This is a genomic window from Streptomyces paradoxus, assembly GCF_014202475.1.
GTDB classification, from domain to species: Bacteria; Actinomycetota; Actinomycetes; order Streptomycetales; family Streptomycetaceae; genus Streptomyces; species Streptomyces paradoxus.
In genome coordinates this window covers 103,226-125,067 of the sequence record NZ_JACHGV010000010.1, presented here as the reverse complement: position 1 = coordinate 125,067, position 21,842 = coordinate 103,226, and the positions used below count along the sequence as shown (strand labels likewise).

Here is a 21,842-nt window from a genome sequence, read left to right as displayed (position 1 = left end):
TCCTGAGAATGGGATCTCGGTCGTACCGGAATGACCGGCTCCACCGCCCTCACATACTCCCTCGCGCTCTCGCCTCCGGCTGTGGGTGGGCCAGAAATGCGAAAAACCTCTCGCGGGTGCGAGAGGTCTGCGCGCGGGTCGAGGACGACGGTGTCCACCCGTACCTGGTCGTACGTGGTGGTCACTGCGGACCGGCGCGCCTGCTGCCAATAATCATGGCGAACGAGAGCACGGGGGAAGTCTGGCACAACCCCCGCGCTCCGCTCACGATTGTCTCAGGATGCGGTCGGTCACCTCATGTGACGGACGTAGACGTGCGAGGTGTCGTACGTGTCGCCGGGCACGAGGTCGGGTGAGGCGCTGCCGAAGGCGATGGTGCGGCCGTGGCGGTCGATCACCGGGGCGGACACGCTCTGGTCGTTGGCGCCGCCCCGGGCGTCCGGGCTGGCGAGGACCGTGGTTCCGGTGCGCAGGTCGCGGACGTACGCACGGGTCGTGCGGTTCGTGTCGCCCGGGTCGGCCGAGGTGAAGGCCAGGTGGCGGTTGTCGGCGCTGAGCCTCGGATACGCGGTGAAGGCGGCCTGGTCGGCGGCGTCGATCCGGCGCAGCTCGCCCGTCTTCAGGTCCCTGACGAAGGCGTTGTGCCCCCGGTTGGTGTCGCCCGGGGTGAGCCGCGAGTCGAGCGAGTTGAAGACCGCGTACCGGCCGTCCGCGCTGACCTGCGGGAACTCGGTCTGCCCGTCGGAGGTCCGGCCGTCCGGGGCCCGGTCGGCCTGGATCAGCTCGCCGCTCGGGACGTCACGGACGTAGGCGTCGCTCCAGTCGCCCGAGGCCGGATGCGGCACGAGGAACTGGTAGCCGACGCGCTTGCCGTCGGCGCTGATGGACGGGTTGGCCGCGGCGGTCTTGCGGTCGCCGGCGGCGGGCACCTGACTGATGCGGACGGCTTCGCCGCCGGTGCGGTCGACGCGGTAGACGCGGCCCCAGCGGTCCTCGCCCTCCCCGGGGCCGGACCGCTGGGCGACGAAGGCGACGTAGCGGCCGTCGGCGCTGATGGCGGGCTGCCGTCCGGTGTCGTAGCCGCCCTCGAGACTGTCCTTGACGCGCTGTACGGCGCCGGTCCGGAGGTCCTCGACCCAGATGTGGCTCAGGCCGTCGCCGGAGTCGGTGGCACTGAAGGCCAGGTACCGGCCATTGCCGCTCAGGGCGACGTCGTCGACGGAGCCGTCCACCGACCTGCCGGCCAGTCGGGTCGTGCCGGTTTTCAGGTCGCGGACGAAGGCGTCGGCGGTGCCGTCGGTGTCACCGGCGACGAGGTTGTCGGCGCTGGAGACGAAGGCCAGATGGCGGCCGTCGGCGCTCAGACTCGGCCTGCCGGAGGGGCCGTTGCCGTCGGTGCCGTCCGGGGCGACGCTCGCCTTCCCGGTCCGCGGCGCCGTGGGCGCGGCGGTCGCGGGCAGCGCGGCGGCGGTGCCGAGTGAGACGGCCAGGGCCACGCCGAGCGCGCCGGACGTGACCCTCCTGGTGCTGGTCATGTGCTGTTTCCCCCTGTGTTCCCCGTGTCCCCGTGGACGCATTTCCCCCGGCCCCGCGCCGAGGGCTTCCCAGAGCCAACATCACGACGGCCCACAGGGTCAATCCGTCGTATTGAGTACAACCCGGGCGTGCGTTCAGGTGTCCGCGAGGAGGGCGTCGGCGAGGAACTCGCGCACATGCCCGAGGACTTGGGCCCGGTCGGTGCCGCGCAGGCCGATCGCCACGTGGATGGAGAAGCCGTCCAGCAGCGCCCGCAGCCGGGTGGCGAACCGGTCCGGGTCGACCCGCCGGAACTCGCCGCGCGAGATGCCCTCGGCGAGCAGGGCGACGAGGTCGCGGTGCCAGGCGCCCTCGATGGCGGCCTGCCGGTCACGGGCGTCGGCGTCGGCGTTCTGCGAGCGGTTCCAGACCTCCAGCCACAGCGTCCAGTGCGGGTCGCGGTGGCTGTCCGGGACGTACAGGTCGACGTAGGCGTCGAGGCGTTCGCGGGCGGGTGCGGTCCGGGTCAGCAAGCGCCCCCGCTCGGCCCCGAGCCGGCCCTCGCTCCACTCCAGGGTGCGCAGCAGCAGTTCGTCCTTGGAGCCGAAGTAGTAGAGCAGGTGGCCGCTGCTCATGCCGACCTCGCGGCCGAGGGCGGCCATGGTGAGCTTCTCCAGGCCGCGCTCGGCGATCATCTCCATGGCGGCGGCGAGGACGTCCTCGCGGGGCGGGGCCTGCCTGCGCCCACCGGCCATCTGCGCTCCTAGGTCCTCGGCTGCTGCTGGGTGATGCAGTGGACGCCTCCACCGCCCGCGAAGATCGTACGGGCGTCCACCAGCGTCACGGTCCGCTCGGGGAAGAGGCGGCGGAAGACGCCGGCCGCGATCTCGTCGCGCGGGTCGTCGAAGCCGCACAGGACCACGCCGCCGTTGCACAGGTAGTGGTTGATGTAGGAGTAGTCGGCCCAGTGGCCGTCGGCCTCCAGGACGGTCGGGGCGGGGACCTCGACGACCTCCAGGCGCCGTCCGCGCGCGTCCGTCTGTGATTTCAGCAGGCCGATGACCTCCCGGGTCACCTCGTGGTCGGGGTGGGCCGGGTCCGGCTGGGAGTGCGCCACGACGACGCCCGGGCGGGCGAAGGCCGCGACGATGTCGACGTGGCCGAGGGTACCGAAGCCGTGGTGGGGGTACCCCCTGCTCGAGCGAAGCCGAGAGCTCGGGGGAGGGTAATCGCCGGTCAAGCCGCGCGGCAGCCAGATGGCCTTGCGGGTACCGAGCTGTGCGTGGATCTCGGCCTCGACCTGCTCGCGGGACCAGCTCGGGTTGCGCTCCGGGCCGAGCTGGACGGTCTCGGTGAGCAGGACCGTGCCCTCGCCGTCGACATGGATCGCCCCGCCCTCGTTGACGAGCTCCGAGGTGTACGTGCGCGCCCCCGCGAGGTGCGCGACGTACCCGGCGATCTTCGCGTCGTGGTCCCACCGGGCCCACTCCTGGGCGCCCCAGCCGTTGAACGTCCAGTCGACGGCGGCCAGTCGGCCGCGTCCGTCGGTGAGGAAGGTCGGGCCGATGTCGCGCATCCAGGCGTCGTCGAGGTCGCGGTCCACGGTGTCGACGCCCGGCCCGAGGAGCGCGGCGGCCTCGGCGGCCTGCCCCGGCCCGCACACCACTGTCACCGGTTCGAAGCGGCGCACCGCGCGGGCGACCGACGCCCAGGCGATCCGGGCGGCGGCCAGGTCCTCGGGGTCGTCGAAGGTCGGGTTCGGGCCCGGCCAGGCCATCCAGGTCCGTTCGTGCGGGACCCATTCGGCGGGCATGCGGAAGCCGTCGGCGGCTGCGGACATCGTTGATCCTCAGAGGAAGTAGAGACGGTTGAGGGAGACGGAGTCGGCGGGTTCGGAGTGCAGCGGCTCGCCGTCGAGGGTGACGAGACCGGTGCGCTGGTCGACATCGACGGCTCCGGTACGGGAGTTGAGGCGCAGGTCGGCCGGGCCGATGCCCCGGGTACCGCGCACGGCGACCCTGCGGCGCCGGGTCGGCAGGGTGTCGTGCCCCTGGTCGAGCGCGGCCCGGGCGACGAACGCCACCGAGATGTCGGCCGGTGTCGCTCCGTGCGCGCCGAACTGCGGCCCGAGAACGAGCGGTTCGCAGGTGTCGGTCGCCGCGTTCGGGTCGCCGGTCACGCCGTACGCGGGGAAGCCGGCCTTCAGCACCAGCTGCGGCTTGGCGCCGAAGTACTCGGGCCGCCACAGCACGAGGTCGGCGAGCTTGCCGGTCTCGATGGACCCGACCTCGTGCGCGAGCCCGTGCGCGAGGGCCGGGTTGATGGTCAGCTTGGCCATGTAGCGCAGGACGCGCTCGTTGTCGTGCTCGTCGGGTGCGCCGAACTCGGTCTTCATCTTCCCGGCCATGGCGAACGTACGGCGGACCGTCTCGCCCGCGCGTCCCATGCCCTGCGCGTCCGAGGAGGTGATGCCGATCGCGCCCAGGTCGTGCAGGACGTCCTCGGCGCCCATGGTGCCGGACCGGATGCGGTCGCGGGCCATGGCGGCGTCGCCGGGCAGGTCGGTCTTCAGGTCGTGGACCGAGACGATCATGCCGTAGTGCTCGGCGACGGCGTCCCGGCCGAAGGGGAGGGTCGGGTTGGTGGAAGAGCCGATGACGTTCGGCACGCCCGCCATCTTCAGGACGTTCGGCACGTGCCCGCCGCCGCAGCCCTCGATGTGGAAGGCGTGGACGGTGCGGCCCTCCAGCACGCGCAGGGTGTCCTCGACCGAGAGGCATTCGTTCAGTCCGTCGCTGTGCAGGGCGACTTGGACGTCGTGCTCCTCGGCGACGCGCAGCGCGGTGTCCAGGGCGCGGGTGTGGGCGCCCATGTCCTCGTGCACCTTGAAGCCACTCGCACCCCCCTCGGCGAGGGCCTCCACGAGAGGCGCCGGGTGGGACGACGAACCCCGGCCCAGGAAGCCGATGTTGACGGGCCAGGCGTCGAACGCGCCGAACGCGTGCCGCAGCGCCCAGGGCGAGTTGACGCCGACGCCCCAGACGGGCCCGAACTCCTGCCCGATGATCGTGGTCACGCCGGACGCCAGCGAGGCCTCCATGACCCGCGGCGACAGCAGGTGGACATGGGTGTCGACGGCCCCGGCGGTGGCGATGAGGCCCTCGCCGGAGACGATCGAGGTGCCCGTGCCGACGACCACGTCGACCCCGTCGAGGGTGTCGGGGTTGCCCGCCCGCCCGATCGAGTGGATCCGGCCCTCGCGGATGCCGATGGACACCTTCCGGATGCCCTGCACGGCGTCGATCACGACGACGTTGCTGACCACGACGTCACAGGTCTCCCGGACCGCGGCGGCCTTCAGGTGCAGCCCGTCACGGGCGGTCTTGCCGAACCCGGCGAGGAACTCGTCGCCGGGGCGCTGGGAGTCGGACTCGACCTTGACGGTCAGCCCCGAGTCGCCGAGACGGATGCGGTCGCCGGCGCGGGGCCCGTGCGTGGCGGCGTACTCGTACGGGGAGAGGCGGCGGGCCTCGGCGGGGTGGCCTCCTGGGCGGCTCATCGTCCGGCCTCCTGCTCCGGTGTGTCCGGTACGCCGAGGTAGCCGCAGGCGGCGGCCCGCCGCAGCGCCTCCACCTGCGCGCCCGGCGCGTCCAGCGGCCCGTCGACCAGCCCGGCGAATCCGGTCGCGACCCGCTCGCCGCCGATGGGGACGAGCCCGACCTCGCTGCTCTCCCCCGGCCCGAACCGCACGGACGAGCCGGCGGGCACGGCGAGCCGCATGCCGTAGGCCCGCCCGCGGTCGAAGCGGAGCCGGGGGTTGGCCTCGAAGAAGTGGAAGTGGGAGGTCACGGAGACGGGCACGGTCGCGGTGTTGGTGACGGGCAGCCGTACGGCCGGTTCGGGCTCGGGCTGCCCGGGCCCGGGCAGCAGGGCCCCCGGGGCGTCCGGCCCCGAGCCGCCTCCGATGGGGTCGGAGACGACCGCGAGCCGTGAGCCGTCGTCGAAGACGGCCTCGACGTGCACCTCGGTGACGATGCCGGCGACGCCGGGCAGCACGTCGTCCGGGCCGAGCACCGCCCGGGCCCGCTCGATCGCCTCGGCGAGCCGGGCACCGTCCCGTGCGGCTTCGCACACGGTGTCCGCGATCAGCGCGGTGGCCTCCGGCACGTTCAGCCGCAGACCGCGCGCCTTGCGGGCCCGGGCCAGCTCGGCGGCCGAGAAGAGCAGCAGCCGGTCACGCTCGGTGGGAGTCAGTCTCACGCCGGGGCACCTCCTTGCCGTCCATGATTAGAGCATCACTCTAACGAAGGTATACACAATCCCTTCCGATGACGGTAGAAAAAGGCAGAGAAGAATTGAACGTCGATCTAAAGGCTCGGTGCGTTCGGACAAGACAACGGCCCCGGGCTCGATCGAGAGCCCGGGGCCGGCGTCACAGGAACACTGGGGGGATCAGCCCAGCCGGTGCATCCAGCCGTGCTGGTCCGACGCCGTGCCCCGCTGGATGTCCAGCAGCGCCTGACGCAGCCGCAGCGTGACCTCGCCCGGCTCTCCCCCGCTCTGCTTCCACTCCGCCCCGGCCCGCTTCACCGTGCCGACGGGGGTGATAACCGCGGCCGTACCGCAGGCGAAGACCTCGGTCAGCGACCCGTTCTCCGAGTCCCGCTGCCACTGGTCGACCGAGACCCGGCCCTCCTCCGCCTCGTACCCGAGGTCACGGGCGACGGCGAGCAGGGAGTCGCGCGTGACGCCCTCCAGGATCGAGCCGGTGAGCGAGGGTGTCACGATCTTGTCGCCGTACACGAAGTACAGGTTCATGCCGCCCAGCTCCTCGACCCAGGTGTGCTCCACGGCGTCGAGGTAGCAGACCTGGTCGCAGCCCTTCGTGGCGGCCTCCGCCTGCGCGAGCAGGGACGCCGCGTAGTTGCCGCCCGTCTTCGCGTCGCCCATGCCGCCGGGGACGGCACGGACGCGGTCCTCGGAGACCCAGATGGACACCGGCTGCACACCACCGGGGAAGTACGCGCCGGCCGGGGAGGCGATCACCAGGAACAGGTACTCGTTGGCCGGCTTCACACCCAGCCCGACCTCGGTGGCGATCATGAACGGGCGCAGGTAGAGGGACTCCTCGCCGCCGTGCGCCGGCACCCACGCCTTGTCCTGCTTCACCAGGGCGTCGCACGCCTCGATGAACGTCTCGACCGGCAGCTCGGGCATCGCGAGCCGGCGGGCGGAGCGCTGGAACCGCTCGGCGTTCTTCTCGGGGCGGAAGGTGGCGACGGAGCCGTCGGGCTGGCGGTAGGCCTTCAGCCCTTCGAAGATCTCCTGGGCGTAATGCAGGACCGTGGTGGCGGGGTCGAGGGAGATCGGCGCGTACGGCACGAGCTGGCCGTCATGCCAGCCGCGGCCCTCCGTCCACTTGATCGTCACCATGTGGTCGGTGAAGTGGCGGCCGAACCCGGGGTTGGCCAGGATCCCCTCGCGTTCCGCGGCGGAGAGCGGGTTGGCGGAGGGCTTGAGCTCGATCGTGGGCGTCGTCATGGGTTGATGTCCTTCACCGGTTGTAGTGACGGGCCGCGCTCGGTACTGCTCTGATGGTGACCAGTGCTAGGACGTCCGAGCATTCCCTCATTCCGCGGCCTCGCGTTCGATTATCGCCCGGGGGCGGCGGCGGAAGGAACGGGGTGAATGCGGCCCGGTGGTCGATGGTGGCACCCGGCGGGAACATGCGAAAGCCGCCGGGCGCGGTCGCGACCCGGCGGCTTGCGGTGTGCAGCGGCGGGTCAGCCGGCTACGCGTACGGCGAGGGCGTCGCCGATCTCCGAGGTGGAGCGGGCGGGCTTGCCGGTGCGCTCCGACAGGTCGGCGGCGACCGCGTCGTCGATGCGGGCGGCCTCGGCCTCGTAGCCGAGGTGGCGCAGCAGCAGGGCGACGGACAGCACGGTGGCGGTCGGGTCGGCCTTGCCCTGGCCGGCGATGTCCGGGGCCGAGCCGTGCACGGGCTCGAACATCGAGGGGAAGTCGCCGGAGGGGTTGATGTTGCCGCTCGCGGCGACGCCGATGCCGCCTGAGACGGCCGCGGCGAGGTCGGTGACGATGTCGCCGAAGAGGTTGTCCGTGACGATCACGTCGAAGCGCTCGGGCTGCGTGACGAGGTAGATCGTCGCCGCGTCCACGTGCATGTACTCGGTGGTGACCTCGGGGAACTCCTCGGCCACCTTGTTGAAGATGTTCGTCCACAGGTGACCGGCGAAGGTCAGCACGTTGTTCTTGTGGATCAGCGCGAGCTTCTTGCGCGGGCGGGCCTGGGCCCGGGCGAAGGCGTCGCGGACCACGCGCTCGACACCGAAGGCCGTGTTCACGGAGACCTCGGTGGCGACCTCGTGCTCGGTGCCCTTGCGGATCGTGCCGCCGTTGCCGGTGTACGGGCCCTCGGTGCCCTCGCGGACCACGACGAAGTCGATCTCCGGCTCGCCCGCGAGCGGGGTGGCGACCCCCGGCAGGAGCTTCGAGGGACGCAGGTTGACGTGGTGGTCGAAGGCGAAGCGGAGCTTGAGCAGGAAGCCGCGCTCCAGGACGCCGGAGGGCACGGACGGGTCGCCGATCGCGCCGAGCAGGATGGCGTCGTGCCGCTTCAGGGCGTCGAGGTCGGCGTCGGTGAGGGTCTCACCGGTGGCGTGGTAGCGCCGGGCGCCGAAGTCGTACTCCTCGGTCTCCAGCTTCACATCCTGCGGAAGGACGGCGGAGAGGACCTTCAGACCTTCGGCCACGACCTCCTGGCCGATGCCGTCACCCGGGATCACTGCGAGATTGATGCTGCGAGACATGCGGGCACCCTACTCCTCGTCCCATGGGATGACATGAGGTGTCCGTGATGCGGACAGCGGGACGGCACCCGCCCGGGGGAAGGCACGCGTCCGTCGGCTCGCGTTCACCCGTACGTGGTGGGGACGTTGGGCTCCGCTGGGAAGTTCACTGGACATGGAGATCCCCCACTTCGGCATCCCGCCCGAGCTCGCCCGCCGGATGAGCATGGCGGAGCAGCACGAGTACCTGCGGACGCGGCTGTCGCGGCGGCGCACCCTGGTGACCGCGGGCGCGGTGGCGAGCGGGCTGCTGACCGGCTGCTCCGGTTCCGGCTCCCGGTCCGGGCAGGGCGGCGCCACGACGGCCGGGAGCCCGTCGCCGGGCACCGCGACGGCGCCCGGCTCCCTCGTCACGCCCTTCGGCCGCCATCTGGCGTTCGGTGCCGACCCCCGGACGCAGATGCGGATCTCCTGGCAGGTGCCGCTCGCGGTGAAGAAGCCGTACGTCCGGGTGGGCCTGCGCCCCGACGACCTCGGCCGCAAGATCGAGGCGGAGCTGCGCGACCTGCACACCCCGGAGCTGAAGGGCGTCCGGGCGGCGGTCGACCAGTACTACCTGCACGCCGCGCTGGACGGCCTGCGCCCGGGCACGACGTACTACTACGGCGTAGGCCACGAGGGCTTCGACCCGGCCGCCCCGCGGCACCGGCGAACCGTCACGTCCTTCCGCACGGCACCGGCGAGCCCGCCGGAGCGGTTCGTGTTCACCGCGTTCGGCGACCAGGGCGTGGGCGACGAGGCGGCCCTCAACGACCGTACGCTGCTGCGCCGGGAGCCCGCCTTCCATCTGCACGCCGGCGACATCTGCTACGCCGACCCGACCGGCAAGGGCAAGGAGTCGGACGTCTTCGACGCGAGCCAGTGGGACCGGTTCCTGAAGCAGACCGAGCCGGTGGCCCGGTCGGTGCCGTGGATGGTGACGACCGGCAACCACGACATGGAGGCCTGGTACTCACCCGACGGCTACGGCGGCCAGCTCGCCCGGTTCTCCCTGCCGGACAGCGGCTTCGACGCACGCACGGCGCCGGGCGTGTACGCCTTCACGTACGGCAACGTGGGCGTGGTCGCGCTGGACGCGAACGACGTGTCGTACGAGATCCCCGCCAACTTCGGCTACACGGAAGGGCGCCAGACGAAGTGGCTGGACAGCAAGCTCGGCGAGCTGAGGTCCTCGAAGGACGTCGACTTCATCGTCGTCTTCTTCCACCACTGCGCGTACTCGACCTCCACGCACGCCTCCGACGGCGGAGTGCGGGCAGAGTGGCTGCCGTTGTTCGCCCGGCACGAGGTGGACCTGGTGATCAACGGGCACAACCACGTCTACGAGCGGACCGACGCGATCCGGGGCGGTGAGGTGGGCAGGCCGGTGCCGGTCGGCGGGGCGACGGATCCGCGGCGGGACGGGATCGTGTACGTCACCGCGGGCGGCGGCGGCAAGGAACTGTACGGCTTCCCCGACGGCGTGAAGGAGAGCTACGAGGGGAACACCGCCGACCACGAGCCGGTCACCACGTTCCGGTGGACCAAGTCCCGGGACACCAAGGAGGAGTCGGCGCAGTGGTCGCGGGTGCGCTACCGCGGCTTCTCGTTCCTCTCGGTGGAGGCGGAGAGCGGCGCCAGGCCGAGACTGCGGGTGTCGGCGCTGACGTCGGGCGGTGAGCGGATCGACCACTTCGAGGTGCGGCGCGGGGCGTGAGGCCCCGCACCGCACCTCGTCGGGCGGCTCCCGGTCCTGTTGCGATGTGCGGCTCAGTGGCCGCTGGATCCGCCGTTGTCCCTGCGGTCTAGGGCGCGCTGGAGCGCGGCGGCGGCGTTCTTGCGGTCGGACTCGGTCGTACGGGAAACGTGACGGACTCGGCGGCGGACGGTCGTCTCGGCCATGAGAAATCGACTCCTTCGACAGCACGGAGTGCAAGGGCGGGTTATCGAGACGCCGGAAGGGGCGGGGAGCGGTGCCGCAGGGGTTGCCTGCACGGGGCCCGGCTCACGACCGCCATTCGCTTGGTCGAGCGAGACGTTCGGCTCCTACAAAACTAAGGGAGCGCGGAGCGTCTGTCTCCACAATTACTCGGACTTCCTACTATCTGAGACAGTGGACTGGGTCACACTGCTCTGACCTGCGGTGATTTCTAGAGCACGTCGCCGTCGCGCCAGTCGAAGAGCAGCTCGTACGCAGGGTCGAGCGGACCGGCGAGGGCGGGCCGTACATAGGTGCTGTCCTCTTCCTCCGGCAGGCGGACGACGCCGTCCCGCGGGCTGAGGGCGTGCACCTGGCCGCTCCAGAGCTGCCACCCCCGCGAGGTGTAGAGCCGGGCTCCGTCGTCGCTCGCGGAGAGGGCACCGAGGTCGTAGGCGCGGTCGACGATCCGTTCCAGTTCCGCCATGACCAGCCCGCCGAGGCCGGTGCGGCGCGCGTCGGCGCGGACGGCGACGTTCTCGACGTACCCGGTGCGCAGCCACCGGCCGCGGTGCCGCACCCGGCGCATCACGACCGCGCCGTGCGCGGCGAGCCCCGAGCCGTCGTGGACGAGGGCGTGCATGCCGCCGAGGCCGTGGTCCCAGTCCTCGTCACCGAAGTCGCCCTCGAACGCGGCGTCCAGCAGGCCGCGTGCGGAGTCGAGTTCGGCGGGGGCCAGGTCGGCGGTATGGGCGGTGCGTACTCGGATGGTCATCCGGCCAGTATGTGAAGGGGCCGGGTGGCTCTCGACCGGTTATCCGGACCCGAGGCTCGCCGCCACCGCCTCCTGGAAGGCCCTGGGATCCTCCACCCACGGCAGGTGACCGGCCTCCGGGAACGTCACCCGCGTCACGTGCGGCAGAGCCCGCTCCAGGGAGTCCACCGCCGAGCGCGGCCGGATGTCCTCCGCCCCGTCGACGATGAGCACCGGCACGTCCAGGGCGGCGCAGGCGGCGTACAGGCCGGGGGTGCCGCAGGCACTCCTCGCCGCGGCGTTCAGCTGCTTGTTGCACGCGGCGTTGATCCCGAGCCAGGGTTCGGCCATCCGCTCGGCATGCTCCGTCGCCCGGTCGGTGTCCGGGAACTCTGCCGACCAGTGGAGGACCGCCCATTCCCGCTCCTGAGCCCCGTCGCGCCCCGGCATGTCCGTCAGCTCCCGCCAGCGGGCCAGGCGTTCGGGCCGCTCCCCGAGCCGGGCTCGCTGGTTCTCCTTGTACGCGCCGTGCCAGCCGGTGTCCGGGCCGATGCCGGTACCGCTGACGTAGACCAGCGTGCTGACCCTGTCCGGGTGGGCCAGTGTGTGGTGCAACGCCAGTTGCGCGCCCCAGGAGTGGCCGAGCAGCGCCGTCCGGTCCAGCCCGAAGTGCCGTCGTACGGCTTCGAGATCCGCCACGAAGCGTTCGACGGTCCACGGGCCGTCGCAGGGCCCCGAGCGCCCGCAGCCGCGCTGGTCCCAGCGGATCACCGTGGCGAGGTCGCCCAGCAGTCCGGCGACGTCGTCGAACATGTCCCACAGTCCGGGGCCGCCGTGGCAGAGCACCAGGGGCGTGGCGCCCCGGCCGGAGCGCTCGGCCCACAGTCGTACGCCGTCGTCGGTGGTCACGGTCTCCGTCGTGGTCATGGCCCCAGTGTTGTTGCCGGGCATGCCGACGGGCCAGGTCTTTTCGACCTGGCCCGTCGGTGCGCCGGGCGTGTCAGCCCATGTGCGGGTAGGTGTAGTCCGTCGGCGGGACCAGCGTCTCCTTGATGGCGCGGGTCAGGGTCCAGCGCATCAGGTTCTGCGGGGCGCCGGCCTTGTCGTTGGTGCCGGAGGCGCGGCCGCCGCCGAAGGGCTGCTGGCCGACGACGGCACCGGTCGACTTGTCGTTGATGTAGAAGTTGCCGGCGGCGTAGCGGAGCTTGTCCGCCGTGTAGGCGGCCGCCGCGCGGTCGTTGGCGATGACCGAGCCGGTCAGCGCGTAGTCGGAGACGGACTCCATCTGGGTCAGCATCTCGTCGTACTTGTCGTCCTCGTAGACGTGCACGGCGATGATCGGGCCGAAGTACTCGGTGCGGAAGACCTCGTTCTCCGGGTCGGTGCACTCGATGACGGTCGGGCGGACGAACCAGCCCACCGAGTCGTCGTACGTGCCGCCCGCGACGATCGTGCAGGAGGCGTCCTCCCTGGCGCGGTCGATGGCGGCCTTGTTCTTGGCGAAGGCACGCTCGTCGATGACGGCGCCGATGAAGTTCGACAGGTCGGTGACGTCGCCCATCTTGATGCCGTCGACCTCGGCGGCCAGCTCCTCCTTGAAACCGGAGTTCCAGATCGAGGCGGGGATGTACGCCCGGGAGGTGGCGCTGCACTTCTGGCCCTGGAACTCGAAGGCACCTCGGGTGAACGCCGTCTTCAGGATCGCCGGGTCGGCCGACGGGTGGGCGACGAGGAAGTCCTTGCCGCCGGTCTCGCCGACGAGGCGCGGGTAGGTGCGGTACTTCTCGATGTTGTTGCCGACCGTCTTCCACAGGTACTGGAAGGTGGGGGTCGAGCCGGTGAAGTGGATGCCGGCGAGGTCGCGGTGCTCCAGGGCGACCTTGGAGACCTCGATGCCGTCACCGGTGACGAGGTTGATGACGCCCTTGGGCAGACCGGCCTCCTCCAGCAGCTGCATGAGCAGCACGGCGGCGTGGGTCTGCGTCGGGGACGGCTTCCAGACGACGACGTTGCCCATCAGGGCCGGGGCCGTCGGCAGGTTGCCCGCGATGGCGGTGAAGTTGAAGGGCGTGATCGCGTAGACGAAGCCCTCCAGCGGGCGGTGGTCCAGACGGTTCCACACGCCCGGGGAGTTCGCCGGGGGCTGCTCGGCGAGCAGCTTGCGGGCGTAGGAGACGTTGAACCGCCAGAAGTCGATCAGCTCGCAGGGCGTGTCGATCTCGGCCTGCTGGGCGGTCTTGGACTGGCCGAGCATGGTGGAGGCGGCGAGCGTCTCGCGCCACGGCCCGGACAGCAGCTCGGCGGCGCGCAGGATGATCGCCGCGCGGTCGTCGAAGGACATCGCGCGCCAGGCGGGGGCGGCGGCCAGGGCCGCGTCGATGGCGTCCTGGGCGTCCGCCTGCGTGGCGTTGCGGTACGTGCCGAGCACGGCCTTGTGGTTGTGCGGCTGGACGACCTGGAAGGCCTCGCCGCCGCCCATCCGCTTCTCGCCGCCGATGGTGCAGGGCAGGTCGACGGGGTTGTCGGCCAGCTCCTTCAGCTTGGCCTCCAGCCGGGCCCGCTCGGGCGAGCCGGGGGCGTAGCCGTGCACCGGCTCGTTGACGGGGGTGGGGACCTGGGTCACAGCGTCCATGTTTTCCGTAACTCCTTACTGAGCGGTGTGTCGGTCTCAGCCCGTGTAGAGCTGTCAGCCCTTGGTGAGCATCGAGCGGGCGAAGAAGCGCAGGTTGGCCGGCTTCTCCGCGAGACGGCGCATGAAGTAGCCGTACCAGTCGGTGCCGTACGCGGTGTAGACGCGCATCCGGTGACCCTCGGCGGCCAGCCGCAGGTGCTCGTCGGTGCGGATGCCGTAGAGCATCTGGAACTCGTACTCGTCGAGCTCGCGCCGGGCCTGGTGGGCGAGTTCCTGGCCGATCGCGATCAGGCGCGGGTCGTGGGACCCGATCATCGGGTACCCCTTCCCGTCCATCAACGTCCGCAGAATACGAACGTATGCCCGGTCGATCTCGTGTTTGTCCTGGTATGCGACCGAGGCCGGCTCCTTGTAGGCGCCCTTGACCAGGCGGACCCGGCTGCCGCTCTCCGCGAGGCGGCGGGCGTCGGCCTCGGTGCGGAAAAGGTACGCCTGGATGACGCAGCCGGTCTGCGGGAAGTCCTTCCGCAGCTCCTCGTGGATGGCGAACATCGAGTCGAGGGTGGTGTGGTCCTCGGCGTCGAGCGTGACCGTGGTGCCGATCTCGGCGGCGGCCTCGACGACCGGACGGACGTTCTTGAGGGCCAGCTCGTGGCCGTCCTCAAGGGCCTGCCCGAACATCGACAGCTTCACCGACATCTCGGCGCGGGTGCCGAGCTCCAGCGGCTTGAGGCGGTCGACGAGCTCCAGGTAGGCGTCCCGGGCGGCGGCGGCCTGCGCGGGGCTGGTGATGTCCTCGCCGACGACGTCCATCGTCAGTTCCAGGCCGTTGCCCGCGAGGTCCCGGACGACGGGGACGATGTCGTCGACGTCCTCGCCGGGGATGAAGCGGTCGACGACCTGCTTGGTCACCGGGGCCGCCGAGATCAGGCGTCGCATCCGGTCGCTGCGTGACGCGGCGAGAATCACGGGACCCAGCACGGGGCACCTCCAGAGCACAAGCAACGTGAGGGCCGGACCCCTCGCGGATGACGCGTCGGGTACGGCACGGAGAACCACCGTGAAACCTAAGGATCCCTCCGATCGTCGGCCATCGACAGCTGTCACGCATTCGTGCCGCAGATCTCAGACAGATGTATGAAGAGGTCCTGGAAGTGCGCGACAATGCCCGGGTGACGTCGGAACACAGGGGCGACTACGAGGAGCTGGTCGACGAGATCTCGGAGCTGCTCGGCGCGCCCGCGACCTTGGAGAACCGGGACTTCGAGCTGATCGCCTTCGGGGCGTACGACAGCGAGGGCGACCTCGACCCGTCGGCCCTGGACCCGGTGCGCACCCGCTCGATCCTCACCCGCCGCTCGACCGCGGCGGTCCGGGCGTGGTTCGAGGGCTTCGGCATCACCCGGGCGACGGGCCCGGTCCGTATCCCCCCGACACCGGAGGCCGGGGTCTACCGGGGCCGCATCTGTCTTCCCGTCCGCCACCGGGGCGTGGTGCACGGCTACGTCTGGCTCCTGGACGACGATCCCGGCCCGAGCGAACCCCGGCTCGACGCCGCCATGCGGGTCACGGCCCGCATCGGCGCCCTCCTCGCGGACGAGGCCCAGCACGGCGCCGACCTCAGCCGCGAACTGAGGGCGGTACTCACCGCCGAGCCCGGCTGGCAGAGCGACATGGCGATCGCGGAGCTCCGCACTGCCCTCGGGTCCCGCGCCGACGGCCCCCACACGGTGGTGTGCGTGGCCCCCTGGCCCTCGGCCGACCCGGACGAGGCGCCGTCGGTCCGCTCGATGCCGGGCGCGACGGCCCTGTGCACGTTGCCGTGGGGGGCGGCCGAGCAGTGCGTGGCGGTTCTGATGCGCCTGCGCTCGACGGACGTGCTGACACCGGCGACGACGGCGGCGGGACGGTTGCTGGAGCGGGGGCGCTCGGGCGCCGGACCGGGGGGACTCCCCGCAGTGGCGGGTGCGAGCCCGGCCGGTGCGGCTGCCCGCGGGCCGGGGGGACAACCGGCCGACACCACCCCGGGCACACCGGCCCCCGGCGGCGCGGGTGGGGCATCGGCCGGCACGTCCCGCAAGGCCGGGGGACCGGTCGCGCACGGGCCGGCCGGGAGCGCCTCACGCGGTCCCGCCGCCGGCATCGCCACCCCCCGCTCCGGTCTCGCCGAGCTGGGGCCCGCCTGGCGGGAGGCCTCGGCCGCCGCGCGGGCGGCGCTCGCGGAGCCCCGGTTCGGGCCGGTCGCCGAGTGGTCCGCCATCGGACCGTTCCGGCTGCTCACCGCCCTGCCGCCGGACCTGGCCCACGACCCCGCCGTACAGGCGCTGCTCTCCCCCGCCCACCGCGAACTCGCCCGCACCGCCGAGATCTACCTGGACTGCGCCGGCCAGGCCGCCCGGGCCGCCGCCGAGCTGGGCATCCACCGCCAGACCTTGTACTACCGGCTCTCCCGCGTCGAGAAGCTCACCGGCCTGGACCTGGACGACGGCGAGGACCGGCTGCTGCTGCACATGGCACTGAAGGGGGCCCGGCTCGCAGGCGGTGCGGCGCCGGGCCCGGCCGGCTGAGGGTTTCACCCGGACACCCCACTCTTGAAAACGATTGTCATCGTGCTACGGTCGTGGCGCATTCAACCATTGACCGTTGTTTGACCATGCCTTGACCGAGGTGTCCCGTGCGCGTCCCCGCTCGTCTCGTCCCCCTCACCGCCCTGACCGCTGCCTCTGCCCTGCTCACCGGCTGCTTCGCCGGCGGGCAGCCGGCCTCGGACGACTCCGGGGCGGGAGGGAAGCGGATACGCCTCGCCATGATGCTGCCCCCGCGCTCGGCACTGTCCCCGCTGTCGGACGACGCCTTCAAGCTGTCGCGCTGGTCGACGGCGGAGACCCTGGTCAAGCTGAACGCGGACGGGGACGCCGAGCCCGCGCTCGCCACCGGGTGGAAGCAGTCCGGCCGGAGCTGGACCTTCACCCTGCGCGAGAAGGTCACCTTCCACGACGGCACCGAGCTCACCGCGAAAGCCGTGGTCAACTCCCTCGACAAGGCCGCCGCGGCCTCCCCCAAGCCCCGCATCCTCGACGGCGTGGACCTGACCGCGAAGGCCGACGGCGGCAAGGTCATCGTCACCACCGCCACCGAGGACCCTCTGGTCCCGCAGCGGCTCAGCTCCCCGCAGCTGTCGATCCTGGCCGCCAAGGCCTACCGGGGGAAGGTAGTCGACCCCGTCGGCGCGGGCACCGGGCCCTTCGAGCTGACGAAGGTCGACGGCACCTCCTCCGCCGCCCTGGACCGCTACGACCGCTACTGGGGGAAGAAAGCCAAGGCCCCCGGGATCGACGTGCGGTTCGTGCCCGACGGCACCGCCCGCGCGGCCTCCCTGCGCAGTGGCGAGGCCGACATCGTCGAGGCGATCCCGGTCTCACAGGCGGCGGTCCTGGACCAGGACCTGATCACCGAGGTCCCCATGCCGCGCACCAACACCCTCTACCTCAACACGGAGAAGGGTCCCTTCAAGAACGCCGGGCTGCGGGCGGCGGCCCGCGGGGCGATCGACGCCGAGTCGATCGTGAAGGGCGTGTACGAGGGGCGCGCCGACGTCGCCGAGGGGCTGCTCGGCCCCGCCCTGCCGTGGGCCGCCGAGCTGCGCAAGCCGGTGAGGCGGGCCGCGGCGGGCGACCCGGCCGGCCGGACGATCACCATCGGCACCTTCACCGACCGCGCCGAGCTGCCCGAGGTCGCCGCGGCGCTGCAACAGCAGCTGCAGAAGGCCGGGTTCAAGGTGAAGCTCGACGTGCGCGAATACGCGAACATCGAATCCGACGCGCTGGCGGGCGAGTTCGACGCGTTCATCCTCTCCCGCGCCACCGTCCTCGACTCCGGCGACCCGGCCGCCTACCTCTACAGCGACTTCGCCTCCGACGGCTCCTTCAACCTCGCCCAGCTCGCCGACCCGGCCGTCGACAAGGCCCTGAAGAAGGCCGGCGGGGCCAGGAGCGGTGACCCGCGCCGCGCCGCGGTCATCGCCGCCGAGGCCGCCGTGCTCGGCACCGACGCCGCCGTGCCGATGCTGCACGAGCGGGTGATCCAGGGCGACGCCGAGGGCGTCACCGGTGTCGCCCACGACCCGCGGGAGCGGGAGCTCGTCACGGCGGACACCTACGTCAAGTGAGATCCCGTATACGGCGGTTGGCCGGTGCCGCCGCGCTGACCCGGCTGTGCTGCCTGATCGCCGTCCTGGCCGCCGTCGGCCTGCTGCCCTGGCTCTCCGGCCGGGACCCGGCGCTGGCCGTGCTGCGCGCCCGCTCCGCAGAGCAGGACCCGACCGAGGAAGCCCTGGAGTCCGTACGGCGGGACCTCGGCCTGGACGCCGGGCCGCTGTCCCTGCTGGCCGGCTGGGCCTCCGGCCTCCTGCACGGCGACCTCGGTACGTCCTGGGTGTCGGGCACCGAGGTCCTGCCCTCCGTGGTCTCCGGGCTCCAGGTGTCGCTGGCGCTGATGGGCGCCTCGCTCGGCGTCGCGGTGCTGCTGGCCTGCGCGCTGGTCGCGCCGGTGCTGGTGCGGGGCCGGGCCTCGGCCGGGGCGTGGGCCGCGATGCTGGCCGCCGTGCCCGAGTTCCTGCTGGCCACGGTCGCGCTGCTGGTGTTCGGGGTGTGGCTGGGATGGCTGCCGACGTCGGGCTGGGTGGGCCCGCAGAACATGGTCCTGCCCGCCGTGGCCCTCGGTGTCCCCGCCGGCGGCCTGCTCGGCCGGCTGGTCGCGGACGCGCTGCCCGCCGTGCTCGACGAGCGGTGGGTGGAGCTGTGGCGGGGCGCCGGGGTGAGCCGGGCGCGGATCGCGGGGGCGGCGCTGCGGCGCGTCCTGCCGCCGCTGGTCCCGCAGTTCGGGATGGCCGCCGTCGGGCTGACCGGTGGCGCGGTCGCCGTGGAGACGGTGTTCGCCGTGCCGGGCATCGGCCGTACCGCGCTGGGCGCGGCCAAGTCGCAGGACCTGCCGTTGCTCCAGGGCTCGGTGCTGGGGCTGCTCGCGCTCGGCCTGGTCACGGGCGCGCTGGCGGCGTTCACACGGCGGCGGTTGCTGGGCCCGGCCCTGCGGGACGCCTCGCTGGCGCTGCCCCCGGTCCGGCCGGTCCGCGCGCACCCCGCGGTCCCGTCGGCGCTGTTCGCCGTTCTGGCCGTGACCATCGGCTGGGGCCTGCTGCGGGACCCGTACGCGGTGAACACCACGGCCAGGCTGGCCGCGCCCTCGTGGACGCACCCGCTCGGCACCGACGGCCTCGGCCGTGACGTGCTCGCCCGGCTGGGCCACGGCGCCGCCTCCACGGTGGGTACGGCGGCGGCCGTCTGCCTGCTGAGCCTGCTGGTCGCGCTCGCGCTGGGGTTCCTGCCGCGGATCGCGGAGGGCGCGGCGGACATCGCCAACGCCCTGCCCCCGGTGATCGTCGGCATCCTCGTCGCCGCGGTCGTCGGGCCAGGCACCGGCGGTGCGGCCCTCGCGGTCGCGCTGATCTCCTGGCCGGCCCTGTCCGCGCACGCGGCGGCCCTGGTGCAGGAGGTGCGCGCGTCGGCGTTCCTCACCGCCCAACGGGCCATCGGGGCGAGCCCGTTGTGGATCCTCACCCGGCACGTGCTGCCGTCCGTGGCCGCCCCGGTCGCCCGGCACGCCCTGCTGCGGCTGCCGGGCATCGCCCTGGCCCTGGCCTCGCTGGGCTTCCTGGGTCTGGGCGCGCAGCCACCCGCTCCCGAGTGGGGTCTGCTGCTCGACGAGTCCCGCGCCTATGTGGAACGCGCCCCGTGGGCGGCTCTCGCCCCGGCGGTGGCGCTGGCCCTGCTGGCCGGTCTGGCGGTGTCGGGGGCCGCGCTCGCGCGAGGCCAAAGGACACGGCGCGCCACCCCCGCTCCGGTCACGAAGGAGGCCCCCGTTGGAGTCTGAGCCACTGCTGTCGGTGCGCGAACTGCGGATCGCCTTCGACGGGGTCGAGGCCGTGCGCGGCGTGTCCTTCGACGTCCGCCCGCGCGAGGTGCTGGCCGTCGTCGGCGAGTCGGGAGCGGGCAAGTCCCTCACGGCCCGCGCCCTGCTCGGCATGCTCCCGCGTTCCGCGACGACGAGCGGGACGATCCGCCCGGACCTCTCGGCCCATCGCGGCCGGCGCATCTCCCTGGTCCCGCAGGACGCCCTGTCCGCGCTCTCCCCGGTGCACCCGGTGGGCGACCAACTGGCCGCCGCCGTACGGTCGGTGGCCGGGGTGTCCCGCAAGGAGGCGCGGGCCCGGGCGGTCGCGGCCCTGGAGCGGGTCGGCATCCCGGACGCGGCCCGCCGGGCACGGGCGTATCCGCACGAGTACTCCGGCGGCATGCGGCAGCGCGCGGTGATCGCCATGGCGACCATCAACGAACCGGACGTCGTCGTCGCCGACGAGCCCACCACCGCTCTCGACGAGGAGCGGCGCGACCAGGTGCTGCGGCTGCTGGCGGAGCAGCGGGAAGCCGTCGGGGCCGCGCTGGTCCTGGTGACGCACGACATGGACGTCGTCGGCGGCCACGCGGACCGCGTGCTGGTCATGTACGCGGGGCGGCTCACCGAACTCGGCGCGGCGGACGAGGTGCTGGCCCGTCCCCGGACCCCCTACACGGCCGGTCTGCTGGCGTCGCTCCCCCGGAACGCGCTCCCCGGCCGCCGTCTCCCCGCCCTGCGGGGCACCCCGCCCGCCCCGGGGGCCCTCCCGCCGGGCTGCGCCTTCGCCCCGCGCTGCCCGCTCGCGGCGGATGCCTGCCGCACGGCGGAACCGGAGCCCCGGGAGGTGGAAGGACGTCTGCTCGCCTGCCACCGCGCCGAGGAACTCCCCCACCCCGCCCACGCGTTGTTCCTGAAGGAGCGCCAGACCGCATGACCGACGACCTTCTGCTGGACGTCCGGGACCTGGTCGTCCGCTACGGCCCGGTCACCGCCGTGGACGGTGTCTCCTTCTCCCTGGCCGCCGGCGAGACCCTGGCCCTGAACGGCCCGTCCGGCTGCGGCAAGTCCTCCACGGCCCTTGCGGTGCTCCAGCTGCGCCGCCCGGCCGCGGGCCATGTGCGTTTCGAGGGACGGGAGTTGACGACCCTCTCCGAACGCGAGCTGCGTCCGCTGCGGCCCCGCCTGCAACCGGTCTTCCAGGATCCCTACGGCACTCTCAGCCCCCGCCACCGCATCCGGGACGCCATCGCCGAGCCCTTGAAGGTCCAGGGCCGCTGGCATCCCGCCGACGGCCCCGCCCGGGTCGCCGAACTCCTCGACCGGGTCGGCCTCGACCCGGCGTACGGCGACCGCCGGCCGCACGAACTCTCCGGCGGCCAGTGCCAGCGGGCCGGTATCGCCCGCGCCCTGGCCTCCGGCCCACGCCTGCTGGTCCTGGACGAGCCGGTGTCGTCCCTCGACCCGTCGGTGCGGGCGGGCGTGCTGAACCTGCTCGCCGGCCTCCAGGACGACCTGGGCCTCGGCTACCTGTTCATCTGCCACGACCGGGCGGTCGTACGGCACTTCGCGGACCGGGTGGTCGAGATGCGCGAGGGGCGCGTCACGTCCGGGTAGCGCCCTCGATCGCCTGGCGGAGCCCCGCGGCGAGCTGACCGGCCTCGGGGGCGCTCTCGGGGTCGAAGGTCCACTGCGCCATCAGCCCCATCATCAGGGTGAGGTAGAAGTACCCGAGGGTGTCCACCCGCTCCTCGGAGACGTCCTCCTCGCGCCCTCCGTGGAAGAGCGTGACGATCCCGCGCGCCCCCTCGCGCTGCGCCCGCGCGAGGTGCTCCCGCACCTCCGGCAGCTGGTCCCCCATGGCCACGATCTCCATGCTGAGCCGCCAGAGCGAGCCGGGCTCCCGCATGGTCCCGATGATGTTCGCCCACACCTCGGTGAACCGCTCCAACGACCCGGGCTCGCCCCGCAGTTCGCCGCCGCCCTCGAAGGCGTCGGACATGCCCTCCACCATCTCGACGTACGCCCGCGCCAGCAACGCGTCCTTCGAGCCGTAGTGGTAGCCGATCGACGCCAGGTTGGTCCCCGACTCCTTGACGATGTCGCGCGCGGTCGTGCGCAGGAAGCCCTTCGCCAGCAGGCAGCGCTTGGCGCCCTCCAGCAGATCCTCACGGTGTCCCATGGCACGTCACCCTACCCCGGAGTCCAGACGAGCGTCTTATACGACCG

General features: G+C 72.4%; 19 protein-coding genes. 6 read left to right on the top strand and 13 right to left on the bottom strand.

The window, feature by feature from the left end; genetic code table 11:
- Nucleotides 1-290: 290 nt before the first annotated feature.
- The 7 genes from HNR57_RS29370 to HNR57_RS29340 all read right to left on the bottom strand — a co-directional run bounded on the left by HNR57_RS29370 (nt 291) and on the right by HNR57_RS29340 (nt 8,342).
- Nucleotides 291-1,535 (bottom strand): PD40 domain-containing protein, encoded by a 1,245-nt coding sequence (locus HNR57_RS29370; RefSeq protein ID WP_184564665.1) that lies wholly within the window; start codon nt 1,533-1,535, stop codon nt 291-293.
- Between the two features lie 135 nt (nt 1,536-1,670).
- A complete protein-coding gene (locus HNR57_RS29365) occupies nt 1,671-2,270 on the bottom strand; it encodes a TetR/AcrR family transcriptional regulator (protein ID WP_184564663.1) in 600 nt (199 codons plus the stop codon).
- A gap of 8 nt (nt 2,271-2,278) precedes the next feature.
- Entirely contained in the window at nt 2,279-3,355 is a 1,077-nt protein-coding gene (locus HNR57_RS29360) for an agmatine deiminase family protein (protein ID WP_184564661.1), read from the bottom strand.
- Between the two features lie 9 nt (nt 3,356-3,364).
- Nucleotides 3,365-5,074 (bottom strand): urease subunit alpha, encoded by a 1,710-nt coding sequence (locus tag HNR57_RS29355; protein WP_184564659.1) that lies wholly within the window; start codon nt 5,072-5,074, stop codon nt 3,365-3,367.
- Complete coding sequence (gene ureA / locus HNR57_RS29350) at nt 5,071-5,775, bottom strand: urease subunit gamma (protein ID WP_184564657.1); 705 nt, start codon at nt 5,773-5,775, stop codon at nt 5,071-5,073. The genes HNR57_RS29355 and ureA overlap by 4 nt, the downstream gene beginning before the upstream one ends.
- A gap of 192 nt (nt 5,776-5,967) precedes the next feature.
- Entirely contained in the window at nt 5,968-7,056 is a 1,089-nt protein-coding gene (locus HNR57_RS29345) for a branched-chain amino acid aminotransferase (RefSeq protein WP_184564655.1), read from the bottom strand.
- A 242-nt stretch (nt 7,057-7,298) separates the two neighbouring features.
- Entirely contained in the window at nt 7,299-8,342 is a 1,044-nt protein-coding gene (locus HNR57_RS29340; RefSeq protein WP_184564653.1) for a 3-isopropylmalate dehydrogenase, read from the bottom strand.
- Between the two features lie 154 nt (nt 8,343-8,496).
- Here HNR57_RS29340 and HNR57_RS29335 point away from each other — a divergent pair, with 154 nt between their 5' ends.
- The gene (locus tag HNR57_RS29335) at nt 8,497-10,077 is read left to right on the top strand and encodes a purple acid phosphatase family protein (RefSeq protein WP_184564651.1); all 1,581 of its coding nucleotides are present in this window, start codon (nt 8,497-8,499) and stop codon (nt 10,075-10,077) included.
- A gap of 53 nt (nt 10,078-10,130) precedes the next feature.
- On the opposite strand, the gene HNR57_RS40370 is transcribed toward HNR57_RS29335, so the two are convergent.
- From HNR57_RS40370 to HNR57_RS29315, 5 genes are all read right to left on the bottom strand, one after another.
- The gene (locus HNR57_RS40370; RefSeq protein WP_104781486.1) at nt 10,131-10,262 is read right to left on the bottom strand and encodes a hypothetical protein; all 132 of its coding nucleotides are present in this window, start codon (nt 10,260-10,262) and stop codon (nt 10,131-10,133) included.
- Nucleotides 10,263-10,510: 248 nt separating this feature from the next.
- Nucleotides 10,511-11,053: a GNAT family N-acetyltransferase gene (locus tag HNR57_RS29330; protein WP_184564649.1), complete on the bottom strand. Its 543-nt coding sequence runs from the start codon at nt 11,051-11,053 to the stop codon at nt 10,511-10,513.
- Nucleotides 11,054-11,092: 39 nt separating this feature from the next.
- Nucleotides 11,093-11,959 carry an alpha/beta fold hydrolase gene (locus tag HNR57_RS29325; protein WP_184564647.1) on the bottom strand — a complete coding sequence of 289 codons (867 nt, stop codon included), beginning with the start codon at nt 11,957-11,959 and terminating at the stop codon, nt 11,093-11,095.
- A 73-nt stretch (nt 11,960-12,032) separates the two neighbouring features.
- Nucleotides 12,033-13,664 (bottom strand): L-glutamate gamma-semialdehyde dehydrogenase, encoded by a 1,632-nt coding sequence (gene pruA / locus HNR57_RS29320; RefSeq protein WP_184564645.1) that lies wholly within the window; start codon nt 13,662-13,664, stop codon nt 12,033-12,035.
- 54 nt (nt 13,665-13,718) lie between these two features.
- A complete protein-coding gene (locus HNR57_RS29315) occupies nt 13,719-14,645 on the bottom strand; it encodes a proline dehydrogenase family protein (RefSeq protein WP_184564643.1) in 927 nt (308 codons plus the stop codon).
- 191 nt (nt 14,646-14,836) lie between these two features.
- Here HNR57_RS29315 and HNR57_RS29310 point away from each other — a divergent pair, with 191 nt between their 5' ends.
- The 5 genes from HNR57_RS29310 (at nt 14,837) to HNR57_RS29290 (ending at nt 21,230) form a co-directional block, all read left to right on the top strand.
- Nucleotides 14,837-16,231, top strand: a complete 1,395-nt coding sequence (locus tag HNR57_RS29310) for a PucR family transcriptional regulator (RefSeq protein ID WP_184564641.1) — start codon at nt 14,837-14,839, stop codon at nt 16,229-16,231.
- A 107-nt stretch (nt 16,232-16,338) separates the two neighbouring features.
- Nucleotides 16,339-17,832 (top strand): ABC transporter substrate-binding protein, encoded by a 1,494-nt coding sequence (locus HNR57_RS29305; protein ID WP_184564639.1) that lies wholly within the window; start codon nt 16,339-16,341, stop codon nt 17,830-17,832.
- Nucleotides 17,829-19,592: an ABC transporter permease subunit gene (locus HNR57_RS29300; RefSeq protein WP_313675094.1), complete on the top strand. Its 1,764-nt coding sequence runs from the start codon at nt 17,829-17,831 to the stop codon at nt 19,590-19,592. Before HNR57_RS29305 ends, HNR57_RS29300 begins: the two co-directional genes overlap by 4 nt.
- Nucleotides 19,582-20,550, top strand: coding sequence for an ABC transporter ATP-binding protein (locus tag HNR57_RS29295; protein ID WP_184564637.1), 969 nt, complete (start codon nt 19,582-19,584; stop codon nt 20,548-20,550). The genes HNR57_RS29300 and HNR57_RS29295 overlap by 11 nt, the downstream gene beginning before the upstream one ends.
- Nucleotides 20,547-21,230, top strand: coding sequence for an ATP-binding cassette domain-containing protein (locus HNR57_RS29290; RefSeq protein WP_184564635.1), 684 nt, complete (start codon nt 20,547-20,549; stop codon nt 21,228-21,230). Before HNR57_RS29295 ends, HNR57_RS29290 begins: the two co-directional genes overlap by 4 nt.
- Here the strand turns inward: HNR57_RS29290 and HNR57_RS29285 are convergent.
- Nucleotides 21,217-21,795 (bottom strand): TetR/AcrR family transcriptional regulator, encoded by a 579-nt coding sequence (locus tag HNR57_RS29285; protein WP_184564633.1) that lies wholly within the window; start codon nt 21,793-21,795, stop codon nt 21,217-21,219. The genes HNR57_RS29290 and HNR57_RS29285 overlap by 14 nt on opposite strands.
- Between the last annotated feature and the right edge of the window lie 47 nt (nt 21,796-21,842).

What these genes read in the sequence shown, in the direction of transcription:
- HNR57_RS29370 (WP_184564665.1), bottom strand. Translation starts at nt 1,535, where the DNA reads ATGACCAGCACCAGGAGGGTCACGTCCGGCGCGCTCGGCGTGGCCCTG.
- HNR57_RS29365 (WP_184564663.1), bottom strand. Translation starts at nt 2,270, where the DNA reads ATGGCCGGTGGGCGCAGGCAGGCCCCGCCCCGCGAGGACGTCCTCGCC.
- HNR57_RS29360 (WP_184564661.1), bottom strand. Translation starts at nt 3,355, where the DNA reads ATGTCCGCAGCCGCCGACGGCTTCCGCATGCCCGCCGAATGGGTCCCG.
- HNR57_RS29355 (WP_184564659.1), bottom strand. Translation starts at nt 5,074, where the DNA reads ATGAGCCGCCCAGGAGGCCACCCCGCCGAGGCCCGCCGCCTCTCCCCG.
- HNR57_RS29345 (WP_184564655.1), bottom strand. Translation starts at nt 7,056, where the DNA reads ATGACGACGCCCACGATCGAGCTCAAGCCCTCCGCCAACCCGCTCTCC.
- HNR57_RS29340 (WP_184564653.1), bottom strand. Translation starts at nt 8,342, where the DNA reads ATGTCTCGCAGCATCAATCTCGCAGTGATCCCGGGTGACGGCATCGGC.
- HNR57_RS29335 (WP_184564651.1), top strand. Translation starts at nt 8,497, where the DNA reads ATGGAGATCCCCCACTTCGGCATCCCGCCCGAGCTCGCCCGCCGGATG.
- HNR57_RS40370 (WP_104781486.1), bottom strand. Translation starts at nt 10,262, where the DNA reads ATGGCCGAGACGACCGTCCGCCGCCGAGTCCGTCACGTTTCCCGTACG.
- HNR57_RS29330 (WP_184564649.1), bottom strand. Translation starts at nt 11,053, where the DNA reads ATGACCATCCGAGTACGCACCGCCCATACCGCCGACCTGGCCCCCGCC.
- HNR57_RS29325 (WP_184564647.1), bottom strand. Translation starts at nt 11,959, where the DNA reads ATGACCACGACGGAGACCGTGACCACCGACGACGGCGTACGACTGTGG.
- pruA (WP_184564645.1), bottom strand. Translation starts at nt 13,664, where the DNA reads ATGGACGCTGTGACCCAGGTCCCCACCCCCGTCAACGAGCCGGTGCAC.
- HNR57_RS29290 (WP_184564635.1), top strand. Translation starts at nt 20,547, where the DNA reads ATGACCGACGACCTTCTGCTGGACGTCCGGGACCTGGTCGTCCGCTAC.
- HNR57_RS29285 (WP_184564633.1), bottom strand. Translation starts at nt 21,795, where the DNA reads ATGGGACACCGTGAGGATCTGCTGGAGGGCGCCAAGCGCTGCCTGCTG.